19 protein-coding genes are annotated in these 22206 nt (G+C 45.8%); 7 read left to right on the forward strand and 12 right to left on the reverse strand.

Annotation, left to right across the window (positions count from 1 at the left end; all coding sequences use genetic code 11):
* Positions 1–56: 56 nt before the first annotated feature.
* From V7D78_RS11270 to V7D78_RS11280, 3 genes are all read right to left on the reverse strand, one after another.
* Complete coding sequence (locus V7D78_RS11270) at positions 57–1271, reverse strand: NupC/NupG family nucleoside CNT transporter (protein WP_333608552.1); 1215 nt, start codon at positions 1269–1271, stop codon at positions 57–59.
* A gap of 17 nt (positions 1272–1288) precedes the next feature.
* Positions 1289–1921: a uridine kinase gene (gene udk / locus V7D78_RS11275; RefSeq protein ID WP_333608553.1), complete on the reverse strand. Its 633-nt coding sequence runs from the start codon at positions 1919–1921 to the stop codon at positions 1289–1291.
* Between the two features lie 124 nt (positions 1922–2045).
* The gene (locus V7D78_RS11280) at positions 2046–5183 is read right to left on the reverse strand and encodes a TonB-dependent receptor (RefSeq protein ID WP_333608554.1); all 3138 of its coding nucleotides are present in this window, start codon (positions 5181–5183) and stop codon (positions 2046–2048) included.
* A gap of 366 nt (positions 5184–5549) precedes the next feature.
* Between V7D78_RS11280 and V7D78_RS11285 the strand changes: the two genes are divergently transcribed.
* Entirely contained in the window at positions 5550–6674 is a 1125-nt protein-coding gene (locus V7D78_RS11285) for an endonuclease/exonuclease/phosphatase family protein (protein ID WP_333608555.1), read from the forward strand.
* 21 nt (positions 6675–6695) lie between these two features.
* On the opposite strand, the gene rlmM is transcribed toward V7D78_RS11285, so the two are convergent.
* From rlmM to mutY, 6 genes are all read right to left on the reverse strand, one after another.
* Complete coding sequence (gene rlmM, locus V7D78_RS11290) at positions 6696–7775, reverse strand: 23S rRNA (cytidine(2498)-2'-O)-methyltransferase RlmM (RefSeq protein WP_333608556.1); 1080 nt, start codon at positions 7773–7775, stop codon at positions 6696–6698.
* Positions 7772–8149, reverse strand: a complete 378-nt coding sequence (locus tag V7D78_RS11295; protein ID WP_333608557.1) for a DUF423 domain-containing protein — start codon at positions 8147–8149, stop codon at positions 7772–7774. The genes rlmM and V7D78_RS11295 overlap by 4 nt, the downstream gene beginning before the upstream one ends.
* Positions 8127–8711, reverse strand: coding sequence for an alpha/beta family hydrolase (locus V7D78_RS11300; RefSeq protein ID WP_333608558.1), 585 nt, complete (start codon positions 8709–8711; stop codon positions 8127–8129). Before V7D78_RS11300 ends, V7D78_RS11295 begins: the two co-directional genes overlap by 23 nt.
* A 58-nt stretch (positions 8712–8769) precedes the next feature.
* A complete protein-coding gene (locus V7D78_RS11305) occupies positions 8770–9708 on the reverse strand; it encodes a transcriptional regulator GcvA (RefSeq protein WP_333608559.1) in 939 nt (312 codons plus the stop codon).
* A 76-nt stretch (positions 9709–9784) separates the two neighbouring features.
* Positions 9785–10057, reverse strand: coding sequence for an oxidative damage protection protein (locus tag V7D78_RS11310; RefSeq protein ID WP_333608560.1), 273 nt, complete (start codon positions 10055–10057; stop codon positions 9785–9787).
* The gene (gene mutY / locus V7D78_RS11315; RefSeq protein ID WP_333608561.1) at positions 10035–11123 is read right to left on the reverse strand and encodes an A/G-specific adenine glycosylase; all 1089 of its coding nucleotides are present in this window, start codon (positions 11121–11123) and stop codon (positions 10035–10037) included. The genes V7D78_RS11310 and mutY overlap by 23 nt, the downstream gene beginning before the upstream one ends.
* 223 nt (positions 11124–11346) lie before the next feature.
* Here mutY and trmB point away from each other — a divergent pair, with 223 nt between their 5' ends.
* Genes trmB through V7D78_RS11330 form a run of 3 tightly spaced genes read left to right on the forward strand, consistent with a single transcriptional unit; the run spans position 11347 to position 13332 of the window.
* Positions 11347–12018 (forward strand): tRNA (guanosine(46)-N7)-methyltransferase TrmB, encoded by a 672-nt coding sequence (trmB, locus tag V7D78_RS11320; protein WP_333608570.1) that lies wholly within the window; start codon positions 11347–11349, stop codon positions 12016–12018.
* Positions 12018–13037: a class I SAM-dependent methyltransferase gene (locus tag V7D78_RS11325; protein ID WP_333608562.1), complete on the forward strand. Its 1020-nt coding sequence runs from the start codon at positions 12018–12020 to the stop codon at positions 13035–13037. The genes trmB and V7D78_RS11325 overlap by 1 nt, the downstream gene beginning before the upstream one ends.
* Before the next feature lie 37 nt (positions 13038–13074).
* Positions 13075–13332 carry a hypothetical protein gene (locus V7D78_RS11330; RefSeq protein WP_333608563.1) on the forward strand — a complete coding sequence of 86 codons (258 nt, stop codon included), beginning with the start codon at positions 13075–13077 and terminating at the stop codon, positions 13330–13332.
* Here V7D78_RS11330 and V7D78_RS11335 read toward each other — a convergent pair.
* A complete protein-coding gene (locus V7D78_RS11335; RefSeq protein WP_333608564.1) occupies positions 13329–13724 on the reverse strand; it encodes a DUF3293 domain-containing protein in 396 nt (131 codons plus the stop codon). The two genes, V7D78_RS11330 and V7D78_RS11335, sit on opposite strands and share 4 nt — an antisense overlap.
* Before the next feature lie 136 nt (positions 13725–13860).
* On the opposite strand from V7D78_RS11335, the gene V7D78_RS11340 reads away from it, so the two are divergent.
* Positions 13861–15495: a HAMP domain-containing sensor histidine kinase gene (locus tag V7D78_RS11340; protein WP_333608565.1), complete on the forward strand. Its 1635-nt coding sequence runs from the start codon at positions 13861–13863 to the stop codon at positions 15493–15495.
* Between the two features lie 195 nt (positions 15496–15690).
* The gene (gene arcA / locus V7D78_RS11345) at positions 15691–16398 is read left to right on the forward strand and encodes a two-component system response regulator ArcA (RefSeq protein ID WP_333608566.1); all 708 of its coding nucleotides are present in this window, start codon (positions 15691–15693) and stop codon (positions 16396–16398) included.
* 2 nt (positions 16399–16400) lie between these two features.
* On the opposite strand, the gene V7D78_RS11350 is transcribed toward arcA, so the two are convergent.
* The gene (locus V7D78_RS11350) at positions 16401–18695 is read right to left on the reverse strand and encodes an ATP-binding protein (RefSeq protein ID WP_333608567.1); all 2295 of its coding nucleotides are present in this window, start codon (positions 18693–18695) and stop codon (positions 16401–16403) included.
* Positions 18696–18721: 26 nt separating this feature from the next.
* On the reverse strand, positions 18722–20551 hold the full coding sequence (locus V7D78_RS11355; RefSeq protein ID WP_333608568.1) for a cyanophycinase: 1830 nt from the start codon (positions 20549–20551) through the stop codon (positions 18722–18724).
* Positions 20552–21010: 459 nt separating this feature from the next.
* Here V7D78_RS11355 and V7D78_RS11360 point away from each other — a divergent pair.
* The coding region (locus tag V7D78_RS11360) for a TonB-dependent receptor plug domain-containing protein (RefSeq protein WP_333608569.1) at positions 21011–22206 on the forward strand (1196 nt) is incomplete at its 3' end.

Here is a 22206-nt window from a genome sequence, read left to right on the forward strand (position 1 = left end):
CAAACCGTCTTATATCTAACGTTGGAACTTGCTGTGTCATATAAAAGACCTGTTTGTTAGCCTAAGGAAAAAAAGAACCCTGCAATTGCAGCGCTCATTAAGTTAGCCAATGTTGCAGCAAGTAAGGCTTTTAAACCCAGCTCGGCAATATCAGCCCGGCGGCCTGGTGCCATACCACCCAGACCACCTAACAATATCGCAATGGAAGAAAAATTAGCAAAACCACATAAAGCAATAGTCACTATTACCTGTGTATGCGCACTTAACTCATTTTTCTCCATATACCCAACAAAATCGAGATATGCGACAAATTCATTAATCACTAGTTTTTGACCGATAAAGCTGCCAGCCACCCTGGCTTCCTCCCAGGATACCCCTAAAATAAAGGCTAGCGGTTGAAACACATAACCAAAAATCAATTGCAGTGTTAAATCCTCAACACCAAACCAACCGCCAATACCACCCACTATGCCATTGACTAACGCGATTAAACCGACAAAAGCCAATAACATAGCGCCGACATTTAACGCCAGTTGCATACCGCTGGAGGCGCCGGCTGCTGCTGCATCAATGACATTGGTATGGGGTTTATCAGCGTTGATTTCAGTTAGTTCATTTTTTGGCGTATCGGTTTCTGGCAAAATCATTTTTGCCATTAAAAAACCACCTGGAGCCGCCATAAAACTGGCCGCTATAAGATATTTCAGTTCTACGCCTAAACCGGCGTAGCCAGCCAGGACCGAGCCGGCAACAGAGGCCAGGCCGCCTACCATGACCGCAAACAATTCTGAGCGGGTCATGGTGGGGATAAAGGGCCTTACAATTAACGGCGCTTCAGTCTGGCCCACGAAAATATTGGCCGCCGCCGACATAGATTCCGGTCGGCTGGTACCAAGCAATTTTTGCAAACCACCACCAATTAATCGAATAACCCAGGTCATTACGCCAATGTGGTACAACACAGCAATTAATGATGAAAAGAAGATGATGATAGTCAGCACATGAATAGCAAAGATAAAGCCTTGTGAAAAACTACCCAAATCACCGAATAAAAACAGTATACCGGCATTAGCGTAGCCAATGACATTGGCAACAACTTTAGAAATGCTATACAACACGTCCTGGCCAAAAGGCACATAAAGTACAAAGGCGCCAATTAATAGTTGAATTGCAAAAGCACCACCAACCGTACGCCAGTTAATTCTGCTGCGATGTGCTGAGGCTGCATAAGCCACCAAAAGCAGCACCACTATGCCGACTAATCCCATCATAATGTGTTCCCTGAAGGTTATTCCGCCAGTAACTGACGAATTTTTGCTTTTATTATATCAATAGCGATTTGGTTTTTACCGCCACGGGTCACCACCAAGTCAGCATATTGCTTCGAAGGTGCAATAAACTCAAAAAAAGCAGGCCGTACAGTGCTTTCATACTGCTCTGTAACTGAAGACAGGCTACGGCCGCGGTCTTCCAGGTCACGTTTAATGCGCCGTAACAGGCAAATGTCTAAAGGGGTATCCATAAAGACACTAATATCAAATTCATGCCGTAATCTTTCATCAGTCAGTAACAAGATGCCCTCCACTAAAATCACTTTAGCAGAATGCACCTTGATGGTTTCTTCCAGACGGGTATGCAGTTTATAGCTGTATTGCGGCATAGCAATGCTATGGCCAGTGCGTAATTGCTGCAAATGTTCTACTAATAACTCATGCTCAAAAGCAGACGGATGATCATAGTTAGTCAGTACTCTTTGCTCGAAAGACAAATGACTTTGATCGCGATAGTAAGCATCTTCAGAGACAATGGCAATTCTTTCGCCACCCAATTCAGCCACCAGCTCCTGATAAACCGTTGAAGCAAATAAGCTTTTACCAGAAGCCGATGCGCCAGCAATGGCGATAATAGTTCTTTTAGCCACGAAGTTACTCAATAAAAGTAAAACAGCTGGCAATTATCGCTAATTATGCCGCAATTAGAAATAAAAAAATCCCGCCTGCTGTCGCAGACGGGATTTGCTTGGTAATGATTACCCTACAGCAGTATTAAAAGTCGTATTTAATACCTAATACGATATTCCATACTGATGGGTTAACCCGACGACCTTGAGCACGAGGATCATTAAATGTGTTATAACGCACCACACCGTTATCCAACGTTTGAGCAACAACTACACGTTCAGATTGTGGGAACTCAGCTTCATACAGTACGCCCCAGTCTTTGTTTAACAGGTTAGTTAAATTTTTAATAACAAAGAATGCTTTAGCTCGATGTTTAGGGCTAAAACCTGGTAATTCCTGCTGAATACGGAAATCAACCTTAGTCCACCAATCGCTGCTAAAGGCATTACGGTCTGCTGTACGACCAGCAAACTTGCTTAAACCTGAACTTTCAATGAAATTGAAGAAATCTGCAGTTCTAAAGCCAGGGCCAAATTCAACTAATGGATCGTTGACACCAGTCGGTACATAAAGTAACTGACGGTCAGAGGTAGTATCACCAAATATCTGACCTTGGAAAGTGTAGCTAAATGGCCGGCCTTTATTATGCGAGCCCACTAAACTGAACGTGGTAGTGTAGTTATCTACAAAATCATGCTTGTAGATAGCACGTGCGGTAAAGCGATGTGGCGTCTCATAATTAGACGTAGCCATTTCCGGGTCATTAAAGTTAGTACGGGCGAAATTGTTAAAGTTAGAACCCGCCACTGAACTGGTCATTGGGTTAGCGTCTTCAGATTTAGTGAAAGCGTAACCTATAGTCCAGTTCAGGCCAAAATCTTCATTACGTGATAAAGATGCACTTAATGAATATTTATTGGCTGTATAACTTGAATTAGTTAGTAAGTAATCACCAGTACGAGAACCTTCAATAGGACCGAATACCGGGCGATTATCCAACACTGTACCTTTTTGTTCCAAGGCAATGTCACGAACTATCGACTGATTTTGCGCGCGGGTATACAAGAAATCCGCCATGGCTACTAAGCGGTTGTCAAAGGTGTAAGTACCACCTAAAGCATATTTCCACTCGCTAGGCAACTTATAGTCAGGATCTAAAGCATTTACTCTACCGTCGGTAGTGGCATTAGTTACAAAATCCCGTTGAGACTGCGGAATATCGTATAATGGACGCCCCTGGCCTGATAAAGCCGTTTCAAATAAGCTTGGCAGGTTAGCAGTAGAATTTTGGTTCACACCTAAGCGGTTAAAAATTAAAGTAGAGCCGTTGTTTTGATAGCCATTAGCTAACCAGACATTCGGGTTACCACCTGAATACAGACCTACACCACCGCGCACTTCCAGATTAGAAGATGCATTCCAGTTAAAGCCTAAACGAGGTTGCAACAAACTCATCCCATCAAAATTACTATCGTTGCTAAAGCCGTAACGGTTAGCAAAGGCAGCATTTGCACCCGGGCGGTCATCACTCTCATACCAGTCATAGCGCAGGCCATAAGTTAAGGTAAGGTCATAATCAGCCATGTAATACTCGTCTTGTAAATACAGAGTATTATTTGCGTATCCAAAGTCAGCAGCCGCATCTGCCGGATTATTTGTTCCAGCACTGTTCTGATATTCAATTCGCCAAGGCGTACCCGCTTCGAAAGCGTCGATATTGCGGAAGTAATAACGACCTAAAGAGTTTTGCACAAACATATTGAATACGTTGTACTCTTCGCGCTCATAACCACCAAAAATTACGTGGTCGCCAAAGTGGTAAGTACCAGCAAGCTTAATAAAGTTTGTGTCGTACTTCAGTTTATTAGATTGGCGTGAACGGTCAGTACCCAAATATACAGTAGCATTGGTATTATTCGCACGCGTATCAATTTGAACCTGGCCAATTTGATTACCACCTAAATTAATTTGGCGGTTATCCAGCTTTGAATGGCTGATACGCATTTCGGTAGAAAAGTTATCGGTCCAGTCAGAAAAAACTTGTGCTACATAAGATTTAAACTCAGCACCACGGGTATAAAAGTGGTCAGAGAATTCATAGTTTGAGTTGCCACCAGCTGCCTGAGATATGCTTGCGCCATCATTATAGTTATAGGTGAAAGCTAAACGGTGCTCATCACTAATAAACCAGTCTAACTTAAGCAGTAACTTTTCATCTTCTACCGGAGAAGAGGTAATAGGCGCGCCAACAGTATAGTTGTAGCGATTTAACGCTATCTGTGCAATACGATCAGCATCAGCTTGTGATAAACCACGCACTTCAGTACCTGGATTCGAGTCAAAAGGCCCGCGATCAAAAGTGCTGGCACCTTCATATTTTTCATAAGCGGCAAACAAGAACAACTTATCCTGAATTAAAGCGCCGCCGACATTAAAGCCCATACGTTTTTCGCTGTATGGATCGCGGTCAATACGGGTGTCTTCCAGCTCACGGCCGCGTAAACGTTGGTTGTTAAAGTCGAAGAATACCGAGCCAAACATTTCGTTGGCTCCCGACTTGGTTACCGCATTGATGTTACACGCAGTAAAACCACCGTAGTTAACGTTAAACGGCGCAAACTCAACGGCAACCTGTTGGATAGCATCATATGAGAACGGCATACGCTCAGTAGGATAACCATTGCTATTTAAACCAAAGTTATCGTTCATCCGCACGCCATCTAAAGTCAGGCTGTTAAAGCGCGGGCTGGCACCATTACACTGGATACCACGGGCAAAACCTTCGTCGATATAAATACGTGGGTCAACCGCTACGATGTCAGTCAGGTCGCGGTTGATGCTTGGTAAATCCTGTAAGTCCGCCAGGTTAAAGTTAGCTACCGGGCTGCTGCTTCCATAAGCAGAGTTAGTCAGCATCTGGCCAGTAACAGCAATGCGCTCAATTTCAGCAGCTGTTCTGATGGTTACATTAATGTTTTGTGTTTCACCCAAGGTCAGAAAAACATTTTCAAGAATTTCTTTACGGCCAGCACTGTCTGTTATTTCTAAGGTGTATGGACCACCAACCTGCAAACCACGTGCAGAAAAAGAGCCTTGCTCGTTCGATATAAAGGTTCTGCTGGTGCCAGTACGGTTATCCGTTAAGCGAACGCTGGCATTGGTTATGGTCTGCCCACTTTCATTGACCACAACGCCACGAATTGAAGACGTGGTGTCGGCGTGAGCAAACTGGCTGACGCCAAGTCCTAATGCTACCGCCAAAGCTAGATGTTTAATTTTCATAACGTTTATCACCTGGTAGTTGTGTGTGTTTTTTATCTAATTCCAGTTGAATACAAATGTTGTGTTCAATTTGGGAGATAATGGTAACGAACAATTATTACACTTTCGTTACGCCAGAGGCAGATGTGGGAACTTTAAGGAACCTCTACTGTCAAAGCTGGCCGTAATAATAGTGTAACATGGCTGGTCGGAGTTGCGAACTCACTGTACTAAAATTGCTCAAAAAATATCACTCAGGCTTTTTAGCAAGCTTGGATCTGGTAACCGCTTTTTGCTTAGTCTATGCTGGTTTCTACTTAATGGTGTGTAACGACAATGAATATTGTATTTTTTTATCCCTTTTTTTTGTTAATGCTGAGTTTGATCATGCCAGTCCATGCCCAACAGTTAACCGTTGCTACATTTAATGTCAGTATGGAGGCTGAAAACTATCTGCCAATAGGCGAAACAGTTAGCCCACAGGTACTTATAGATTTACTGAAAACAGACTCACATCCGCAAATTAAAAATATTGCCGCTATTATTCAGCGGGTGCGGCCAGATATTATTTTACTCAATGAATTTGACTATATTGCTGACCCTGCCCTTGGTGTAAAAGCGTTTATCAAGAATTACCTTAATACACCACAAGCGGGCAGTGAAGCCATTGATTATCCCTATTACTTTTACAGCACGGTAAATACCGGCCAGCCCAGCCCCTTTGATTTAGATAATGATGGCAAGGCGACAGGAGTAGGCGCTGATGCCTGGGGTTATGGCTTTTATCCGGGACAATATGGCATGCTGTTGTTATCAAAATACCCGATAAAAACCGAGCAAGTTCGTACTTTCCAGCATTTTAAATGGAAGGATATGCCTGATTATCTGCCCACTAAAAAGGCGGATGGCAGCCGCTGGTATAGCGATGAAGCCTGGCAGCAAATACCATTGTCATCAAAGTCGCATTGGGATATCCCGATACTCGTTGGCCAGAACACTGTGCATATGCTAGCCAGCCACCCAACACCGCCAGTATTTGATGGCCCGGAAAATCGCAACGGCAAACGCAATCATGACGAAATTCGTTTTTGGACTGATTATTTAACACCTGCCAGCAGTAGCTACATTTATGACGACAAAGGTCAGTATGGTGGATTGGCCGAAAACAATGCATTTATCATTTTAGGAGATTTGAATGCGTCGATTAATGAAGGCGATGCCATTAAAACCGGGATCCAAAACTTATTAGCGCATCCACGCCTGAAGAGCGAATCCATGCCACACAGTGCCGGCGGTGCGGCACATACCCCTGACAACCCGCATGGCCGTTTTCATACCGCCGTTTGGCGCATGCAGGTAGATTACGTACTGCCATCAACTCAAGGCTTTAAGGTACTTGAAAAAGGTGTTTTTTGGCCAGAACCCCAGCAGGCTGACTACCGCCTGGTGGGGTCCAGAGATGCCAGCTCCGATCATAGATTAGTGTGGCTAAAGCTGGCGATAACTGACTAAGGCGGCTGTAACAAGCCGTTGTTAGCGCAGCACCAGGTTACGCAGATGTACCGTTACTTCTTCCCGATCATGATACAAGTGCTTTACTTGCAACTCATAACGAATGCCTGCTTTAAGTAGTTTATTTTCGAACTGCTCTAGTACTTCTTTGACTGTCTCATAGCGCCGTTTCATCGGCAGTTTAAGGTTAAATATAGTTTCCTGACACCAGCCATTAATAATCCAGTCGGCAATTCGCTCGGCCACCCGTTGCGGCTGCTCAATCATGTCACACACCAGCCAGTACACATTCTTTTTAAAAGGCTCATATTTAAAGCCATCGACCATAAAGTGTTTTACCTGGCCGGTATCCATTAATGACTGTGCCATAGGGCCGTTATCTATGGCCGTTACCATCATGCTGCGTTTCACCAGCTGATAGGTCCAGCCACCCGGGCAGGCGCCTAAGTCTACCGCCAGCATGCCAGGCGCCAGCCGCTTGTCCCAGTCGTCTTTTGGAATGAAACGGATCAATGCCTCTTCCAGTTTTAGAGTACTGCGGCTGGGCGCTTCGTTTGGAAACTTCAGCCGCATAATGCCGTTTTCCAGCTCTGAGTTATTTTCCGGATAGGATATCCCTAAGTAAGCTTGCTGACCGCTGAGTAAAAACAAATGCAATACCGCAGCACGCTGCTGCTCTTTTAACAGTAAAACCCCGGCTTTGCGCAAACTCTGGCGCAAAGGGACCGTTAACTTACGCGCTAAGGTTGACAAGGTTTTGCCATCATTAGTATCCGGGTACTCGGCCCTGATTTGTCCTAAACCACTCAGCTCAGCACTTAGCGTTGCGTCCACAATAGCGGTTATCCGATCTTTGGGATCTAATTCCAATAAAGGGGCTACCAACAACATCCACTGCCGGATAAAAATAAATTGCTGAAAATCAGCATCACGAAAAAACCTGGCCAGTGTAGTCTCGTCATAGGCTTCGAACACCACATAGCCAGTGTTGGCCGTAAGTTTGCAAAAACCAAATACCTGATATTGAGCACTGTGATCCTGAATTTCTGCTGCGCATTCTTTTTCAAAACCGGCCCGGCAATACAATAATAACTGTTTCATTTAATATCCTTTTGCCAGGCGCTTACCACAAGCATCAACCAGCCAATAATCAAAATTTGTCCACCTAAGGGTGCTAAGGCAGTATAGTAAAATGGTAATGTCAGCACGCCGGCAAACAAGGTCCAGCAAAATAACCACAAGCCACTATGCCAGAACAGCACCACACATTTTATCAGTTTATCCGATGCTAACTGACGGCCGGTAACCAACAAGGCTAAGGTATGAAACCCCAGTATGCTGATGGCGCTTAATAAGCGGCCAAAATCATCGCTATCAAGTGCTGCCCATTTATGCATCAATGCAGCGGCCAGGCCAACTACAGCGGCCTCGTATAACGCAGTCAGGCTATTACTAACTGGCCAGAAGTATTTCATCTATCATCTCACTACAATAAGTGGCTGCGGCCGAAATCAGTTGTTGCTGTGTCAAACCACTGGCTTTAGTGGGTTTAAAATCATGATCGCCAGTGGCAAGCCACTTTAGCCTGACCTGAGGCCAACTTAATTCAGCTAACTCAGCGCGCTGTCCGAAAGGGTCCCGCTCACCCTGCATAATAAACAATGGCCGGTTAAGGGTGTCAAAATGCGCGGTGCGCCATTGGCTTTTACCGGGCGGATGAAATGGATAGCTAAAAGCAAATATTGCTTTAACATTAGAGCTTTGTAGCATGCTGGCTACCCGCCCCCCCATAGATTTGCCGCCAATAAACAGCGGGAAACCAGCTGAACTCGCTTTCGCTATTTGCGCCAGCTCTGCCTCTAACTCTTGCAGCAACACAGGCATTTTAGCCGGCGGACGTTTCACCCCAGTCGCCTGCGCCTGGCGCATATAGCTAAAATTAAACAGGCTTACCGCAATGTTTTGTGCGTCCAGAGCGGCTACTAACTGCTGCATAAAATCGCTGTTACAGCCGGCACCCGCGCCATGGGTCAACATAAGCCTAGCCTTGTAGCTACTCATGATCAAAGTTACTCATTTGGAGCTGTCATTCGCACTATTCATCCAGCGCCACGGCATTAGTAAATTGCTGCTCGGCAAAATCCACTTGCTCTGCGGCAACCATATCCAGCATCCACTGTTTAAAAGCAACAATTTTGCCAAGCTCAGTCTGGCTTTCGCGACAAACCAGATAGTAGGAATCCTTACTAATCAACACATGATTAAAAGGCACGATTAAGCGCCCGGAATTAATGTCCGGCCGGGCCAGTACATTATGCGCTAATGCCACACCCTGCCCATGAATAGCCGCCTGCAACACCATAGAAGAATGACTGAAAATAGGCCCCTGATTCACATTAAAGCTTTTAAAGCCCTGAGTGGTAAACCAGGCTTTCCAGGCGCGGCGTGAGCCATCATGCAATAAATTATGCTGACTTAAATCAACAGGCTCACTCAGCGGTTTGCCCCGGCTTAGCAATAAGGGAGAGCAAACAGGCAGCAAATATTCAGTGTGCAGCTTTTCAGCATGCAAGTTACGCCAACTGCCGCGGCCATAATAAATAGCCACATCTACATCGTCGGTTAGCGAGCCTTCATCCTGATCCACAGCTTTAATGCGCACATCAATATCCGGGTGGAGTTCGCTAAACTTATTTAAGCGTGGTACCAGCCATTGAATCGCAAAACTGGGCTGCAAACTCACCGTTAACGAGCCCTTTGCGCCTCTGGCCAATAATTTTTCGGTGGCATCATGTAACTGTAAAAATATTTCTTTGATATCCAGAAAATAGCTTTGCCCCTCTTCTGTTAATAACAGGGAGCGGTTTTTGCGCATAAATAACTTTAAGCCCAGATGATCTTCTAATGCTTTAATTTGATGGCTTATCGCTGCCTGTGTAACATACATTTCCTCGGCAGCCTTAGTAAAACTAAGATGCCGGGCTGCAGTTTCAAAAGCTTTTAGTGCATTTAACGGGGGTAAGCGGCGCGCCATAGCAATCCATTAATTAAATTTTCTAATGCGAATTATAAACCTGCATGGCGGGATTACTAGTCAGCGCACGCTGAAATTATGCAGTTGGAGGTTTGTAACCTTCAATTTCAACCTCTTGCCCCTGAAACAAAAAGGCAACCATTTGCTCTTCCAGCAATTTGCGATGCTCCATGTTCATCATATTCAGCTTTTTCTCGTTAATCAGCATAATTTGTTTAGCCTGCCATAAGCTCCAGGCCTCTTTGCTAATGCCATCAAAAATTCTTTTACCCAGCTCGCCCGGATATAATTGAAAATCCAGACCGGCGGCTTCTTTTTTCAGATATTCACAAAACACTGTGCGACTCATTAATACTCGTCTCCGTTTGCTGGTGTTGCATAAGATGTTGGAATAATTGCTTAGCCGGTGCTGACAGCCCGACCTCAGGTATCTGGGTTATTGTAAACCATTGCTGTACAGATTGCTCCTGCACCACAGCAGGGAAAGTGCTTAACTGCAAAATAGTCGGCTGTATCCACAAGTGATAATGGCTAAAGGTATGCTTAAACGCAGGTAATGGCTGCTCTGTATGGCAAGACCAGCCCTGACCGGCCATGAACTGCTGCCGGGCCAGAGCAGAATCAAATTCCAAGAAGCCCCATAAGCCACCCCATAAGCCGCTGGCCTCGCGTTGTTGCAATAATACCTGTTGCTCAGTGTGCACGATCAGCCAGAAGCTGTGTTGCTCTGGCAAGGTTTTTCTAGGCTTTTTCGCGGGATAGCATGCTTGCTCGCCCCTCAGTGCCGCCTGACAGCGACGTTTTAATGGGCAGGCGGCGCAATCCGGTTTACTGCGACTACACAGCGAAGCGCCTAAATCCATCATCGCCTGATTAAACTCAGCAACCTGCTGCTCTGGCGTAAGGTGCTCTGCTAACTGCCACAGCTGTTGCTCTACCACTTTAGTACCCGGCCAGCCATCTATAGCAGCAAAGCGGCTTAATACCCGCTTGCAGTTACCGTCTAAAATCGCATAATGCTGGCCTAGACTAAGGGACAAAATAGCACCCGCAGTGGAGCGCCCCACCCCGGGTAACGCCAGCACCTGTTCAAATTGCTGTGGAAACTTCCCTTGATGCAGATCCCGCACTTGTTGCGCCGCCTTGTGCAGATTTCTGGCACGGGCGTAATAGCCTAAGCCTGTCCACAGGTGCAGCACCTCGTCCTGTTGCGCATTAGCCAAGGCAGTGACATCAGGAAACCGCTGAATAAAACGCTCAAAGTACGGAATAACCGTTGCTACCTGAGTTTGCTGTAACATGACTTCACTGAGCCAGGTTTTATAAGGGCTTTTTTGCTGCTGCCAGGGTAAGGTCTTGCGGCCATGTTGCTGATACCAACTGAGTAACTCCGCTGCAAACCACTGCTGATCCAAGGCTAACTCCTATGACAACTTGCTGCTTTAAATAGCAACTTTATTTTAGCTTGGCAGTATAACAGCTGCTGCCAATGCAGTTTAACCATTATTAGGTTGAGCTTGGCCTTTAATCCAAGGATAATAACCGGCTAATTATCAGGCCCGGAGTAAATAGATGAGCCAAGCGCCAGAGCAGCAGACGCCTGCAGCAAGCCCTGCAACAGACGAGCAACCAACCTATATGCGGCGGATCCGCTCTTTTGTGCTGCGTGAAGGCCGACTGACCAAAGGTCAGCAGCATGCGCTAAGCCACTATTGGTCCGAATACGGTTTAAACCATCAAGCAACACCACTGGATTTAGATCAGCTATTCGGCCGGCAAAGTAACAGAGTATTAGAAATTGGCTTTGGTATGGGTAAATCTTTAGTGCAAATGGCTAAAGCCGCGCCAGATACCGATTTTATCGGCATTGAAGTGCATCGCCCCGGTGTTGGCGCTTGCCTGTCAGAGGCGGTAGCACAAGATGTTAAAAATCTACGGGTGTTTGAGCACGATGCGGTAGAAGTTCTGGCTGACAGCATTGCCGATGAGAGCTTAGATACAGTACAGCTATTTTTTCCTGATCCCTGGCACAAGAAAAAGCACCATAAAAGACGTATAGTGCAGCCGGACTTTGTCCAGCTACTGCGCCGTAAACTGAAAATAGGCGGTGTATTTCATATGGCTACTGACTGGCAAAATTATGCCGAACATATGCTTGAAGTGATGTCAGCTGCCCCCGGCTACGAAAACTTGTCGCTAAACGCAGATTATGTGGAACGGCCAGAGCAGCGGCCTTTAACCAAATTTGAACAACGTGGTCAGAGGCTTGGTCACGGTGTTTGGGATCTGATGTTTAAAAGGATAAGTTAATGCTTGCTAACAGCAGCCAGATGGTGCTTCGCAATATTGCCGATTTACAGGGCCGAATCTTAGTGGTGGAACCTGAAGCCGATCAATTGGGCTTTCAGTTAAACCTACCGCATGTCAGCTGCTGGAGCACTGATGCGGCAGTACAGGATAAATGGCAACAAGCCGGGATAAAGTGCATCTTCAGTGCACAGCCCCAGGTTGAGCAAGCCTTTGCCAGCGAGACATTCGATACCATAGTGCTGTTTTATCCGAAAAGTAAGGAGCAGCTGGCGTTTACTTTACAACAACTGACCAGCGCAATGACTGCACAGAGCCAGCTCTATCTGGTCGGTGATAACAAGGGTGGTATTAAAAGTCTGGCCAACCATGCCAGCAAATTGGGCTTACATGCACACAAGCTGGACAGCGCTAAACATTGCCTGTGGTTTTCAGTCAGTGGCAACTTACAACAATCGCCAGCAAGTACCTTCAGCCAGTTTCACATTACCACGACTGCCGGCAAGCTGACCATTTGTTCGTTACCCGGTGTGTTTAATCATGGCAAGCTAGACGTAGGCACTGCCTTGTTACTGCAGCATTTGACGCATATCAATCAGGGCACAGTGCTTGATTTTGCTTGTGGTGCCGGCATTGTTGGTGCCTTTTTAAAACAGCAAGCACCCGACATTGAGCTGCACTGTTCTGACATCAGTGCCCTTGCTGTGGCGGCCAGCAAGGCCACACTACAGGCGAATCAACTGCAAGGCACAGTTGTGGCAGCGGCCGGTTTACCGGCGCAACCTGCAAAATTTCATCATATTGTCAGTAACCCGCCATTTCACACCGGGTTAAAAACCGATTACAGCATCAGTGAAGCTTTTATTGAGCAAAGCAAACAACGTTTATTGCCTGGCGGCAGTTTAACCCTGGTGGCGAATAATCATCTGGCTTACCAGACGATACTCGAGCGGGTATTTACTAAAGTCACAGTATTGGCACGGGAGCATGGTTTTGTTGTGTATCAGGCATTTAACCGCTAGCACTTTAATATCATTCAGCATACTGCTGCCACTCCCCGTGGCAGCAGAGCCTACCTGCTTGCAAGCCGCCAACCGCGTCAAAGCCTGCCCACACAAACTGTACCGGGCGGTGCAATTACCGGATAAGCCTAAAACTGAAATTTTATGTATTTGTGTAACCGACTTTCAACCCTTGCTACAACCAGCCAGTAGTGGTTCACAGCGGCTAGAGCAGCATAGGTACCGGCAACAACTGCAAGCGGAACTCGGGCGCGATCTAGAGCCTATACTGCAGATACTACGACGCGAGCGTTAAGGCATTAGCAAGCGGCGCGCGACAAAACTGCCCATCGCACACTCCTGCTGCTGCGCCAGCACCGGCACCAGATACAACTGCCCCTGCTCAACCCAATACATGGCTAATTGCTGGCATTGCTCAGCTAACTGCCAGGCTTGTGCTTTATCGCAGATCACTATCCAGCTTTTTTCCTGCACACTGAAATCAGGTGCAGCGCCGGTGACTTTGCGGCAAAGCAGCCGGCGCTGTTGCAGCACATGCTCAAATTGCTTGTCCAAACACTGATTCAGTAACGGGTTGGTAAGCTTACCCCAGGGGTTTTGCGCACTGATAATGGCAAAATTGAGTTCAGCTGCCACATCCTGATGACATATAAAAATAGTTTGCCTATAAGCTTCCCATAACGACATAAGCACACTTCCAAGCTCAACTGCAGTAAATATAATGGCTGACTGAGAAAATGCCAGCGTGGTTTGCTAATTTGCGTTAATCTGCATAACATCATTAAGGGATTAAAAAAATCTGTCGCGATAAAGGGCAAAACGCATGATTGGATTAGATAAAACCAGCTCTATTAAAAGTGCGCTGATCTGGATCATCATGCTGGTATGCAGCCTGACATTATCTGCGGCCGTGTTACTGTCAACCATGCAGGACATCAAGTTACAACAGCAAAAATTATTCGCCGAGCTGGATAGTTATCTGAACATCCTGTCTTCTAACGCCAGAGACAGTCTGCTAAGTAACGATAGTAGTTTAGAAGAACAGCGCTTAAACTCCTTTTCTGCAGTTAATATGATTCACAATTTACATGTGTATAAGTGGCAGCCAGCAACTGAGCAGTTCGATTTTTTTGCCAGTTATAATCATCGGGAAGTGGGCCCACATCCGGTGCAATTCAGCCGTTTGACGCAGCTGCATAAACCCTATGTCAGTGATAATCATATTGAGTTGAGTAAACCGCTGATGCAGGGCACCGATTTGCTCGGCTATGTATACATGCGGGTTAGCCGTAAAGAGCAATCCGCCTATATTCAAAACCGCATAGTCACCGATATTATTATTATTGTTATTGCCTTGTCGTTAGCTTTTTTTATTGCTCAGGCACTACAAAAAAAATTCACCGCACCACTGCATCAATTATTAAGCCTGATGCAAAGAGTGGCCAAAGATAAAGACTACCAATTACGCGCTACGGCAGCGCCATTACACGAATACAACCTGCTAAGCCGCGCTTTTAATACTATGTTAGACCGTATTGAGCAGCAGCTGTTAAAACGACAGGAAGCAGAGCAGGAAATTCGCCTGTTAAACCAACAGTTAGAGCATAAAATCACTGAGCGCACTAAAGCGCTTAAAGCCTCTAATCAGGAGTTATTAGATACCCTAGCCAAGTTACACCAATACCAAAGCCAGATTGTACAAACCGAAAAAATGTCCAGCTTGGGGCAAATGGTCGCTGGCGTGGCGCATGAGGTTAATACGCCTATCGGGCTGGGTGTGACCGCCTCCACCCTGATGCAGGATAAACTGCAGGAAATACAAAAATCCTTTGACGATAAAAATCTGACAGCCAGTCAATTGGCAAAGTTTTTACTCGACAGTAAGGAAAACCTAGGCATTATTTACCGTAATCTGGATCGGGCTGCCAGCCTTATCAGCAGCTTTAAACAGGTAGCGGTAGATCAATCCAACGACAATCGCCGGCAATTTAATATGCTGCAGTTAATCAACGAAGTACTGCTATCACTGCGGCCAAACCTGAAAAAAACCCAACACATTATCAATGTTGACTGCCCTGCCAACCTGAATATTGACAGTAAACCGGGCCCAATAAATCAAATTTTCATTAATCTCATTATGAATAGTCTAATCCATGCTTTTGAGCAGCAGGAACAAGGTGAAATCACTATTCAGGTGCAATATGTGCAACAAAACTGCCTGATACGTTACTGTGACAATGGCACCGGGGTACCAGAGAACATTAAAAAACGCATTTTCGACCCCTTTGTTACTACCAAACGAGGCGCTGGCGGCAGCGGTCTGGGTATGCATCTGGTCTATAACTTAGTCACCCAGGCATTACATGGCAAAATACAACTGGAAAGCACTTTGGGTCAGGGTATTGAAATTTTGATAGAGTTCCCTGTGATTGACACCAGCAATACTAACAAAACATAGGCTAAGTGATTGTTTATTATGATCTAAATTATAAAAAGCCCATATTCAAAATTAGCTTATGCGAATTGTTAACAAAATTTCTTGTTAACAATTCGCCTTGTAGATATAATTAGTTATTATTTGACAATATCAGTGTCAACTATAATGCTTTTGTAGGCTATACTTTTCACAAAATCCACATAAGGTTTAACTCTAATGCAAACACCTGTGATTTTAATCGTTGAAGATGAAGAAGTAACCAGATTAAATTTGGTTAGTTTGTTTCAGGGCGAGGGCTACGATGTTATCGAAGCTCTTAACGGCGACGAAATGTACCAACAGCTGGCTCAAAATAAAGTCAACCTGGTAGTGATGGACATCAATCTACCCGGTAAAAATGGTTTAATCCTGGCACGTGAATTACGCCAGAAAGAGAACATTGGTTTAATCTTCTTAACGGGACGCGACAGCGAAGTGGATCGCATCCTGGGTTTAGAAATTGGCGCTGATGATTATCTGACCAAACCATTCAACCCACGTGAGCTGACTATCCGCGCCCGTAACCTGTTAAATCGTACCGTTGCGCAGCCAGTCGTTGAAGAGCATAAAAGCGTCGTCAAGTTTAATGGCTGGACGCTGGATGAAAACAGCCGTAATTTAACATCTCCTAAAGGCATGGCGCGTCGTTTACCAAAGGGTGAGTACCGGGCGCTGCGCCTGATGCTGGACACCCCTGGTAAAATCTTCACGCGTGAGCAACTGATCCGTCATATGACCGGTCGCGATTTACGGCCAAACGATCGTACTGTTGATGTAACTATCCGCCGTATCCGCAAGCACTTTGAGTCGGATATCGACAGTCCGGAGTTAATCAGCACCATTCACGGTGAAGGCTACCGCTTCGTTGGTAAAATCGACAAATAAGCTCAGGCTTTAAAATCGTCGATGTACTGATACAGAGCAGCAAGTTGCTGCTCTGTCGTTAAATGAAAGTCTACCAATTGCCGTTCCAGTCCCAGCCACTGCAATTCGTCCTGTTCTAATTTTTTAGCCTGACGCTGCACCCACAATAAGCCAACTGATGCTGCCGCACCCTTAAGTTTATGTGCTGCTTCCCTGAACTCTTCTGCGTGCTGAAGCACTGCCGCTTCAATCATCTTATTGATGTAACCTGGTAATAATTGACTAAATAATTGAGCACTGCGCCTTACTGTATCCGGACCAAGCGACTGCAGATAGTCTTGTAGAATTGCCGTATCCAGTACCTGGTGCTCTGGTGTTTCGGTCTGGCTTAATTGCTGGATTTTTAGTGCGCTAGGAGAAAACAATTGTGCCAGCATCTGGTCAAGCTTATTGGTATTAATTGGTTTAGCCAAAGCACCATCAATATGAATGCTTTGCAATTGCTCCTCAGCTTTTCGGACATTGGCACTTAACACCACAATAGGGATGGCTGAAAGATGGCTTTCTGTGCGGATATAACGGGCTATCTGATCGCCATTCATATCGGGTAATTGCATATCCAACAACACCAGATCTATATCATCTTCTGTCTCTAACAACGCTATCGCATCTTCGCCGGTATCAGCATGGATAACGGTGTGTCCCCGCTGCTCCAGTAAGGCAGTGGCAATTTCGGCATTCAACGGCACATCTTCAATTAATAATATGGTGAGCTCCGGGCAATTAATGGTGTTTTCCGAGGGCGCCAGTACCAACTCGGTCGGCAATGAAACTGAAAAACAACTGCCTTCGCCGGGCAAGCTCTTGACACTGACTTTACCTTGCATGGCTTCTACCAAAGCCCTTGAAACTGATAGGCCTATTCCAGAACCCATAATACTCATGCGCCGGCCGTCACTGGACTTATAATACATATCAAAAATACGCGCTTGCTCGTCTTGCGCAATACCAATACCGGTATCAATTACACTGAAGGCCAGACGCATTTGGGGTTGCGTCAAGAACTGGCAGTGTAAGCTAACCAGACCCTGGCTGGTAAATTTTACGGCGTTATTTAACAAATTCCATAATACTTGTCGCAGGCGGGTGGCATCCAGTTTAAGGTATATGTCTAATTCACCATCACACTGTAAATTAAACTGCAGGCCTTTTTGCTGACAAATCAATTCTGCAAAATTGGCGATGTCATTGATAAAGCTTTGCACGTGCACGCTTTGATAAACAATATCCAGATCCTGGCGATCAATCTTATCTAAATCAATAATATCATTGAAAATATTTCCCAGAGTTTCAGCGCTGCTAAAGATGGTATTAGCCCAACCTTGTTGCGGTTCGCCAAGTTGACTATCCAGTAATCGCCGGCTTAAGCCTACTATGCCATTAAGTGGTGTTCTCAGCTCATGGCTAAGCGTAGCTATAAACTTACCTTTGTCTTGATAGGCTTTTTCCAGTGCCTGTTCAGCCAGTTTGCGGGAGGTAATATCCCGACCAAACCCCAGCAAACCAATGTAGCGGCCATAGCGGTCATAAAACGGCACTTTGCGCAGTTCAAACCACAGAACCTGACCATCTTCACGTAAAAACTCTACATCCAGAGTTAACTCAGTTTGCTCGGCAACCTGTTGATATTCTGTAAGAATTGCTGCTTGCGGGTTATCATCTGCATACAAGAGAGCTGGGTTGTGGCCAATCAGTTGTGCAGCAGGTTTACCCATGATGATTTCAAACATCTTATTGCAACTGGCCAGGCAGCCTTTTTCGTCCCGGTAATAAAATAAGTCAGGTGAACTATCGACAATAGAACGGATAAGCAAACTTTGTTCTTCTAATTCAAGCTGGGTTTTTTTGCGCTCTGAGATCTCTTTTCGCAGCTCGTCAATCGCCCGGCGTTTGGCCTGAAAGGCCTTTTTACGTTCTTCAATTTCAAAGTTAAGTTGTCGGATGCTGTCCTGCATACTTTGGCTGAGCAAGCGCTCCTGATGCGCAGAGTCCTGCAAATACAATAAGGTAGCATCAAGGTGCAGGGTTAAGTAAAACACCACGCTGATCAAAATTGGCATAGTTAACAGACATAACCCCAGCAAATAATATAGCTGGGGTAACTGGCGCTCCAGTTGCAGCAAACTGGTCACGCCAAAATAAAACAGCAAAACGGCCAGACAACACAATGCCAACAGGATTAACCCAAATCGCAGGCGGCCCCACTGACGGATCATAGCCGCAAACGATTTTACCTGTGGATGGACAGGACTTTGCATTAGTTTTTACCTAGCTTAGTAAAACCTTATTCAGCCGGTTGTAACTGCAACATAAAGTTACGGTATGAGCAATATTGGAGCTCTGAGCCAAACTGTCTGAACGATCCCTGCCGGCTGTATGCAGTGTGATCTTTGGCAATTTTTAGTGAGTACCCCTGACCAATTCGGACAGAACGGCCATCAGCTTGCCTGGCTTGGGTAGAACATAATAACTGTGCCAGCTGCCGGTAATTGTCACGTTCAAAAATCTCGCCTGATAGCAGCATAGGCGATTGAGTATTAGTTGGTGCAAATTTCCAGTCGGCAAAACGGCTACGTAATTGGCCTGCACGCAGCTCCATCTCATCGCCACGCGTTAAATAATGGGTTTGCACATTAGTGAGCAGCAAAGCCGCGCCCTCACCGCTGCTGGTCGCATTTTGCATATCCACCACATAAACGCCGCTTTCGCCAATAACACTCATCCGCACTTCGGGATCATCGCTGTTTCGGCTAAAGCCTACTAACAGGGCAGTAGCTTCATCAACACCAAAGCCAAACCTGGTTTGACTGTCATGTAATAAGCGGATCAGCCGTCCCTGTCGGCCACGTTCAGAAAAATGTGTATCTAGCACACCCCAGGGAAATAACCCAAGTCCACCTGCACTGCTGTAAGTCAGATGGTTCTCTGCCAGGCCATTGCTGCAGCTTTGATCTTTGTCGCATCCTGCGGCAGGAGCAGGTAAGTCAAAGGCGCCAAATTGCAAAGCGGTAAAACTGTCACCGTTAGTAATCATAGGTGCGCGATGCCCCTGGTAACTACCACCTGACATCACAGCTGTACCTGCACTGGTTCCGGCAACCACAATCTGACCTGCTTTAAGCATACGGTCTATTTGCTGTAATTCGGGTGAGGGGCTGCCATCATCGAAGCGTAATGCCTGCACCGTCAGGCTTTGATCGCCACCATTAAAAAAAATCGCATCAGAGCGGCGAATTTGTTCAACGGCAGCTTTACTTCCTGCCCGGCAAAAACTTTTAAACTGTGACATCAAATCGGGATAGACCCGCTCACGCTGATAAGTACCATGCTTTTGCGCTAAAAAATCGGATAAATTATTACAAGCCTGACGATCTTCCGCTTGTTGTGCGGCCTGATAGGCGGCATTTAACGGTAGCCAACTGACTTCAGCACCGGCTTCCTCTAGTAAATTGGTATAAAAATCTACTGCCGCAAAAGGGTCACGTGAAGACGCCGTTACCACTAGCACCCGCGGTTTACGGCTGGGGCCGGCCACTTGCTGTGCCATCTCAATAAAAGTGGTATAGAGCTCGACTGAAAACGCATCTGTGGTTTGACTTAAATCGGCAAATTCACGAAGGCGCTGATTAGGCCTGCCACGAGCTGTACCCAGTACTGGCACTTCTAATTGGTCAAACACAAAGTTACGCTCATGTTCGCTTAAACTTGCATAATTGAGTCTGCCTGCCACCCAAACACCATCTACTTCAATTTCAGCACCACGCCAGTAACGTAATAAATCGCGTTCGCTGATCGACTGCTGATCGAGGCGGCTGCGAATAAATTCCAGCACGGCCAATGTCTGCTGCTGTTCAATTATCCGATCTTCACTCCAGAAACCAGCACTGTTAATTGCGGCTAAATTTGCTTCTGATAACTGAAATAATGCATGTTTTTTTGCTGCAGCTGAAAAAATGTCAGCGCTTCGACAATATCGATCAGAGGTGGAACTACAGGTTTTTACACCACCACCAATCAACATCATTGAGAAATCAGGCATTTTGCTCGTTGCTACATTGGCAGAAACAGGCAGGGCCAACAGCATGGCTGTGATACAAGTCGTTAGCTTTTTCATTATCTCTTTCTTATTTTAAACAGCAATTTTACCAGCAGGCTACACCAGCAAAGGGTTAGCAGCACAACTGTCCCCTAAGGTTCAGGCCAATAGATTATCCTGTATTGACATCTTTGCCAATTAGAAGTAGAAATAAGCTGCTGCTAGTCACCATCAAAAGTGAAATCAGCAAAATCAGTGTTTAACCCCAATACTCGCAAGCCGGGTATTTATTATAAAAGTAGCGATATGTTAAAGAAAGCCTTGATGCTCGGTTCATATCATTACTCGTCATACTACCTTTCTGAGTGGTTTAACGAGTAGAAACGTTACAGACAACGCTTACCGTTTGACTGCGGTTAGGCTTGCTCTGCGTTTTTATTCGTTCAAATTTTAAAGCAATAAAGCAAAAACGAAGCTTAATTCGGCTATGCGACTGCAGACTGCTGCTGTTGTGCCGTTAATCCAACAGGTGTTTACATGAATAAACTATCAAAATCAGCTCTGGCGGTTGCCAGCGCTTTAGCGATGTCACAATTTGCCTTCGCTGCAGAAGAAGTCGCCAAAGAAGAACAAAAAGTAGAGCGCATTGAAGTGACCGGTTCACGCATTAAAGGTGTTGACCTTGAAGGCGCCCAACCTTTAGTTGTGCTTTCAGCAGAGGATATTAAAAACTCAGGTGCCAGTTCAGTGTACGAATTACTGCGCGATCTGGGCCAGGTTCGCGGTGGAAACGGTACCTTCTCAACATCTGAGAGCGGTGCGACTTCAACAGCAACACCAGCCGGACAGGCCGCGGCCTCTCTGCGAGGTTTAGGCCCGTCCTCTACCCTGACCTTGATAAATGGTCGTCGGGTTGCCGCGTCATCATTTGCTGCTGGCACACAAAATTTTGTTGATATCAATAGTATTCCGCTGGCCGCGATTGAGCGGGTGGAAATTCTGGCGACCGGTGCCTCGGCAATTTATGGTGCCGATGCCGTAGCCGGTGTTATTAACTACATTCTGAAGAAAGACTACGACAAAGCTGAGCTAAACGTTTCTTATGGCAACAGTACAGCGTCCAGCAACGAAGGCACCGCCAACGTTAACTTTATCATTGGCCAACAAGTGGCTGGAGGTAACCTGACGTTATTTGCTGATTTTTATGATCGCAAGGCTTTTACCGCGCAGGACCGTGACTTTACCCGTACGCCTATTTTAGCCAGTAATTATTCTTACCTGCCAAAGGGTACCCCTAACATTTATTTTAACTCTGCTCGCAGCGGCGATGAGATTGGTAACCCTGATTGCGCTACGCCTTTTGTCACTACTGAGTTTGGTGAGGAGATTTGTGCTTATTACGGCAACGAAGATGATGTATTGCGCAGCCCGATTAAAAGCGCATCAGCCGGTTTAATGTTTAACCGTGACCTGAGCAATGGTTTAGTATGGAATACCGATTTATTTTACTCACGTACGAAATCAACAGCCGTATCCAGCCCGGCGCCAATAAATCAGTTAAACGATGCTGAAGGCGCCTGGGTGCCAGAGAATGCGTTAGATCACTTCCCTGGTGTCACCCGCGATAACGATTTTATCTATTTTGGTGATGATGAAATCTGGATTGATCCGTTTTTTTCACCCAATGGCCGTCGCTTGTGGGGTTTCCGGTTTGATGCTCGCTTTAACGACCC

This window comes from Arsukibacterium sp. (assembly GCF_036735525.1).
GTDB lineage: Bacteria > Pseudomonadota > Gammaproteobacteria > Enterobacterales > Alteromonadaceae > Alishewanella.

What these genes read in the sequence shown, in the direction of transcription:
- V7D78_RS11295 (WP_333608557.1), bottom strand. Translation starts at nt 8,149, where the DNA reads ATGAAATACTTCTGGCCAGTTAGTAATAGCCTGACTGCGTTATACGAG.
- V7D78_RS11285 (WP_333608555.1), top strand. Translation starts at nt 5,550, where the DNA reads ATGCCAGTCCATGCCCAACAGTTAACCGTTGCTACATTTAATGTCAGT.
- V7D78_RS11355 (WP_333608568.1), bottom strand. Translation starts at nt 20,551, where the DNA reads ATGAAAAAGCTAACGACTTGTATCACAGCCATGCTGTTGGCCCTGCCT.
- V7D78_RS11270 (WP_333608552.1), bottom strand. Translation starts at nt 1,271, where the DNA reads ATGATGGGATTAGTCGGCATAGTGGTGCTGCTTTTGGTGGCTTATGCA.
- arcA (WP_333608566.1), top strand. Translation starts at nt 15,691, where the DNA reads ATGCAAACACCTGTGATTTTAATCGTTGAAGATGAAGAAGTAACCAGA.
- V7D78_RS11350 (WP_333608567.1), bottom strand. Translation starts at nt 18,695, where the DNA reads ATGCAAAGTCCTGTCCATCCACAGGTAAAATCGTTTGCGGCTATGATC.
- V7D78_RS11280 (WP_333608554.1), bottom strand. Translation starts at nt 5,183, where the DNA reads ATGAAAATTAAACATCTAGCTTTGGCGGTAGCATTAGGACTTGGCGTC.
- V7D78_RS11325 (WP_333608562.1), top strand. Translation starts at nt 12,018, where the DNA reads ATGCTTGCTAACAGCAGCCAGATGGTGCTTCGCAATATTGCCGATTTA.
- V7D78_RS11300 (WP_333608558.1), bottom strand. Translation starts at nt 8,711, where the DNA reads ATGTTGACCCATGGCGCGGGTGCCGGCTGTAACAGCGATTTTATGCAG.
- V7D78_RS11335 (WP_333608564.1), bottom strand. Translation starts at nt 13,724, where the DNA reads ATGTCGTTATGGGAAGCTTATAGGCAAACTATTTTTATATGTCATCAG.
- V7D78_RS11310 (WP_333608560.1), bottom strand. Translation starts at nt 10,057, where the DNA reads ATGAGTCGCACAGTGTTTTGTGAATATCTGAAAAAAGAAGCCGCCGGT.
- V7D78_RS11305 (WP_333608559.1), bottom strand. Translation starts at nt 9,708, where the DNA reads ATGGCGCGCCGCTTACCCCCGTTAAATGCACTAAAAGCTTTTGAAACT.
- V7D78_RS11340 (WP_333608565.1), top strand. Translation starts at nt 13,861, where the DNA reads ATGATTGGATTAGATAAAACCAGCTCTATTAAAAGTGCGCTGATCTGG.
- trmB (WP_333608570.1), top strand. Translation starts at nt 11,347, where the DNA reads ATGCGGCGGATCCGCTCTTTTGTGCTGCGTGAAGGCCGACTGACCAAA.
- rlmM (WP_333608556.1), bottom strand. Translation starts at nt 7,775, where the DNA reads ATGAAACAGTTATTATTGTATTGCCGGGCCGGTTTTGAAAAAGAATGC.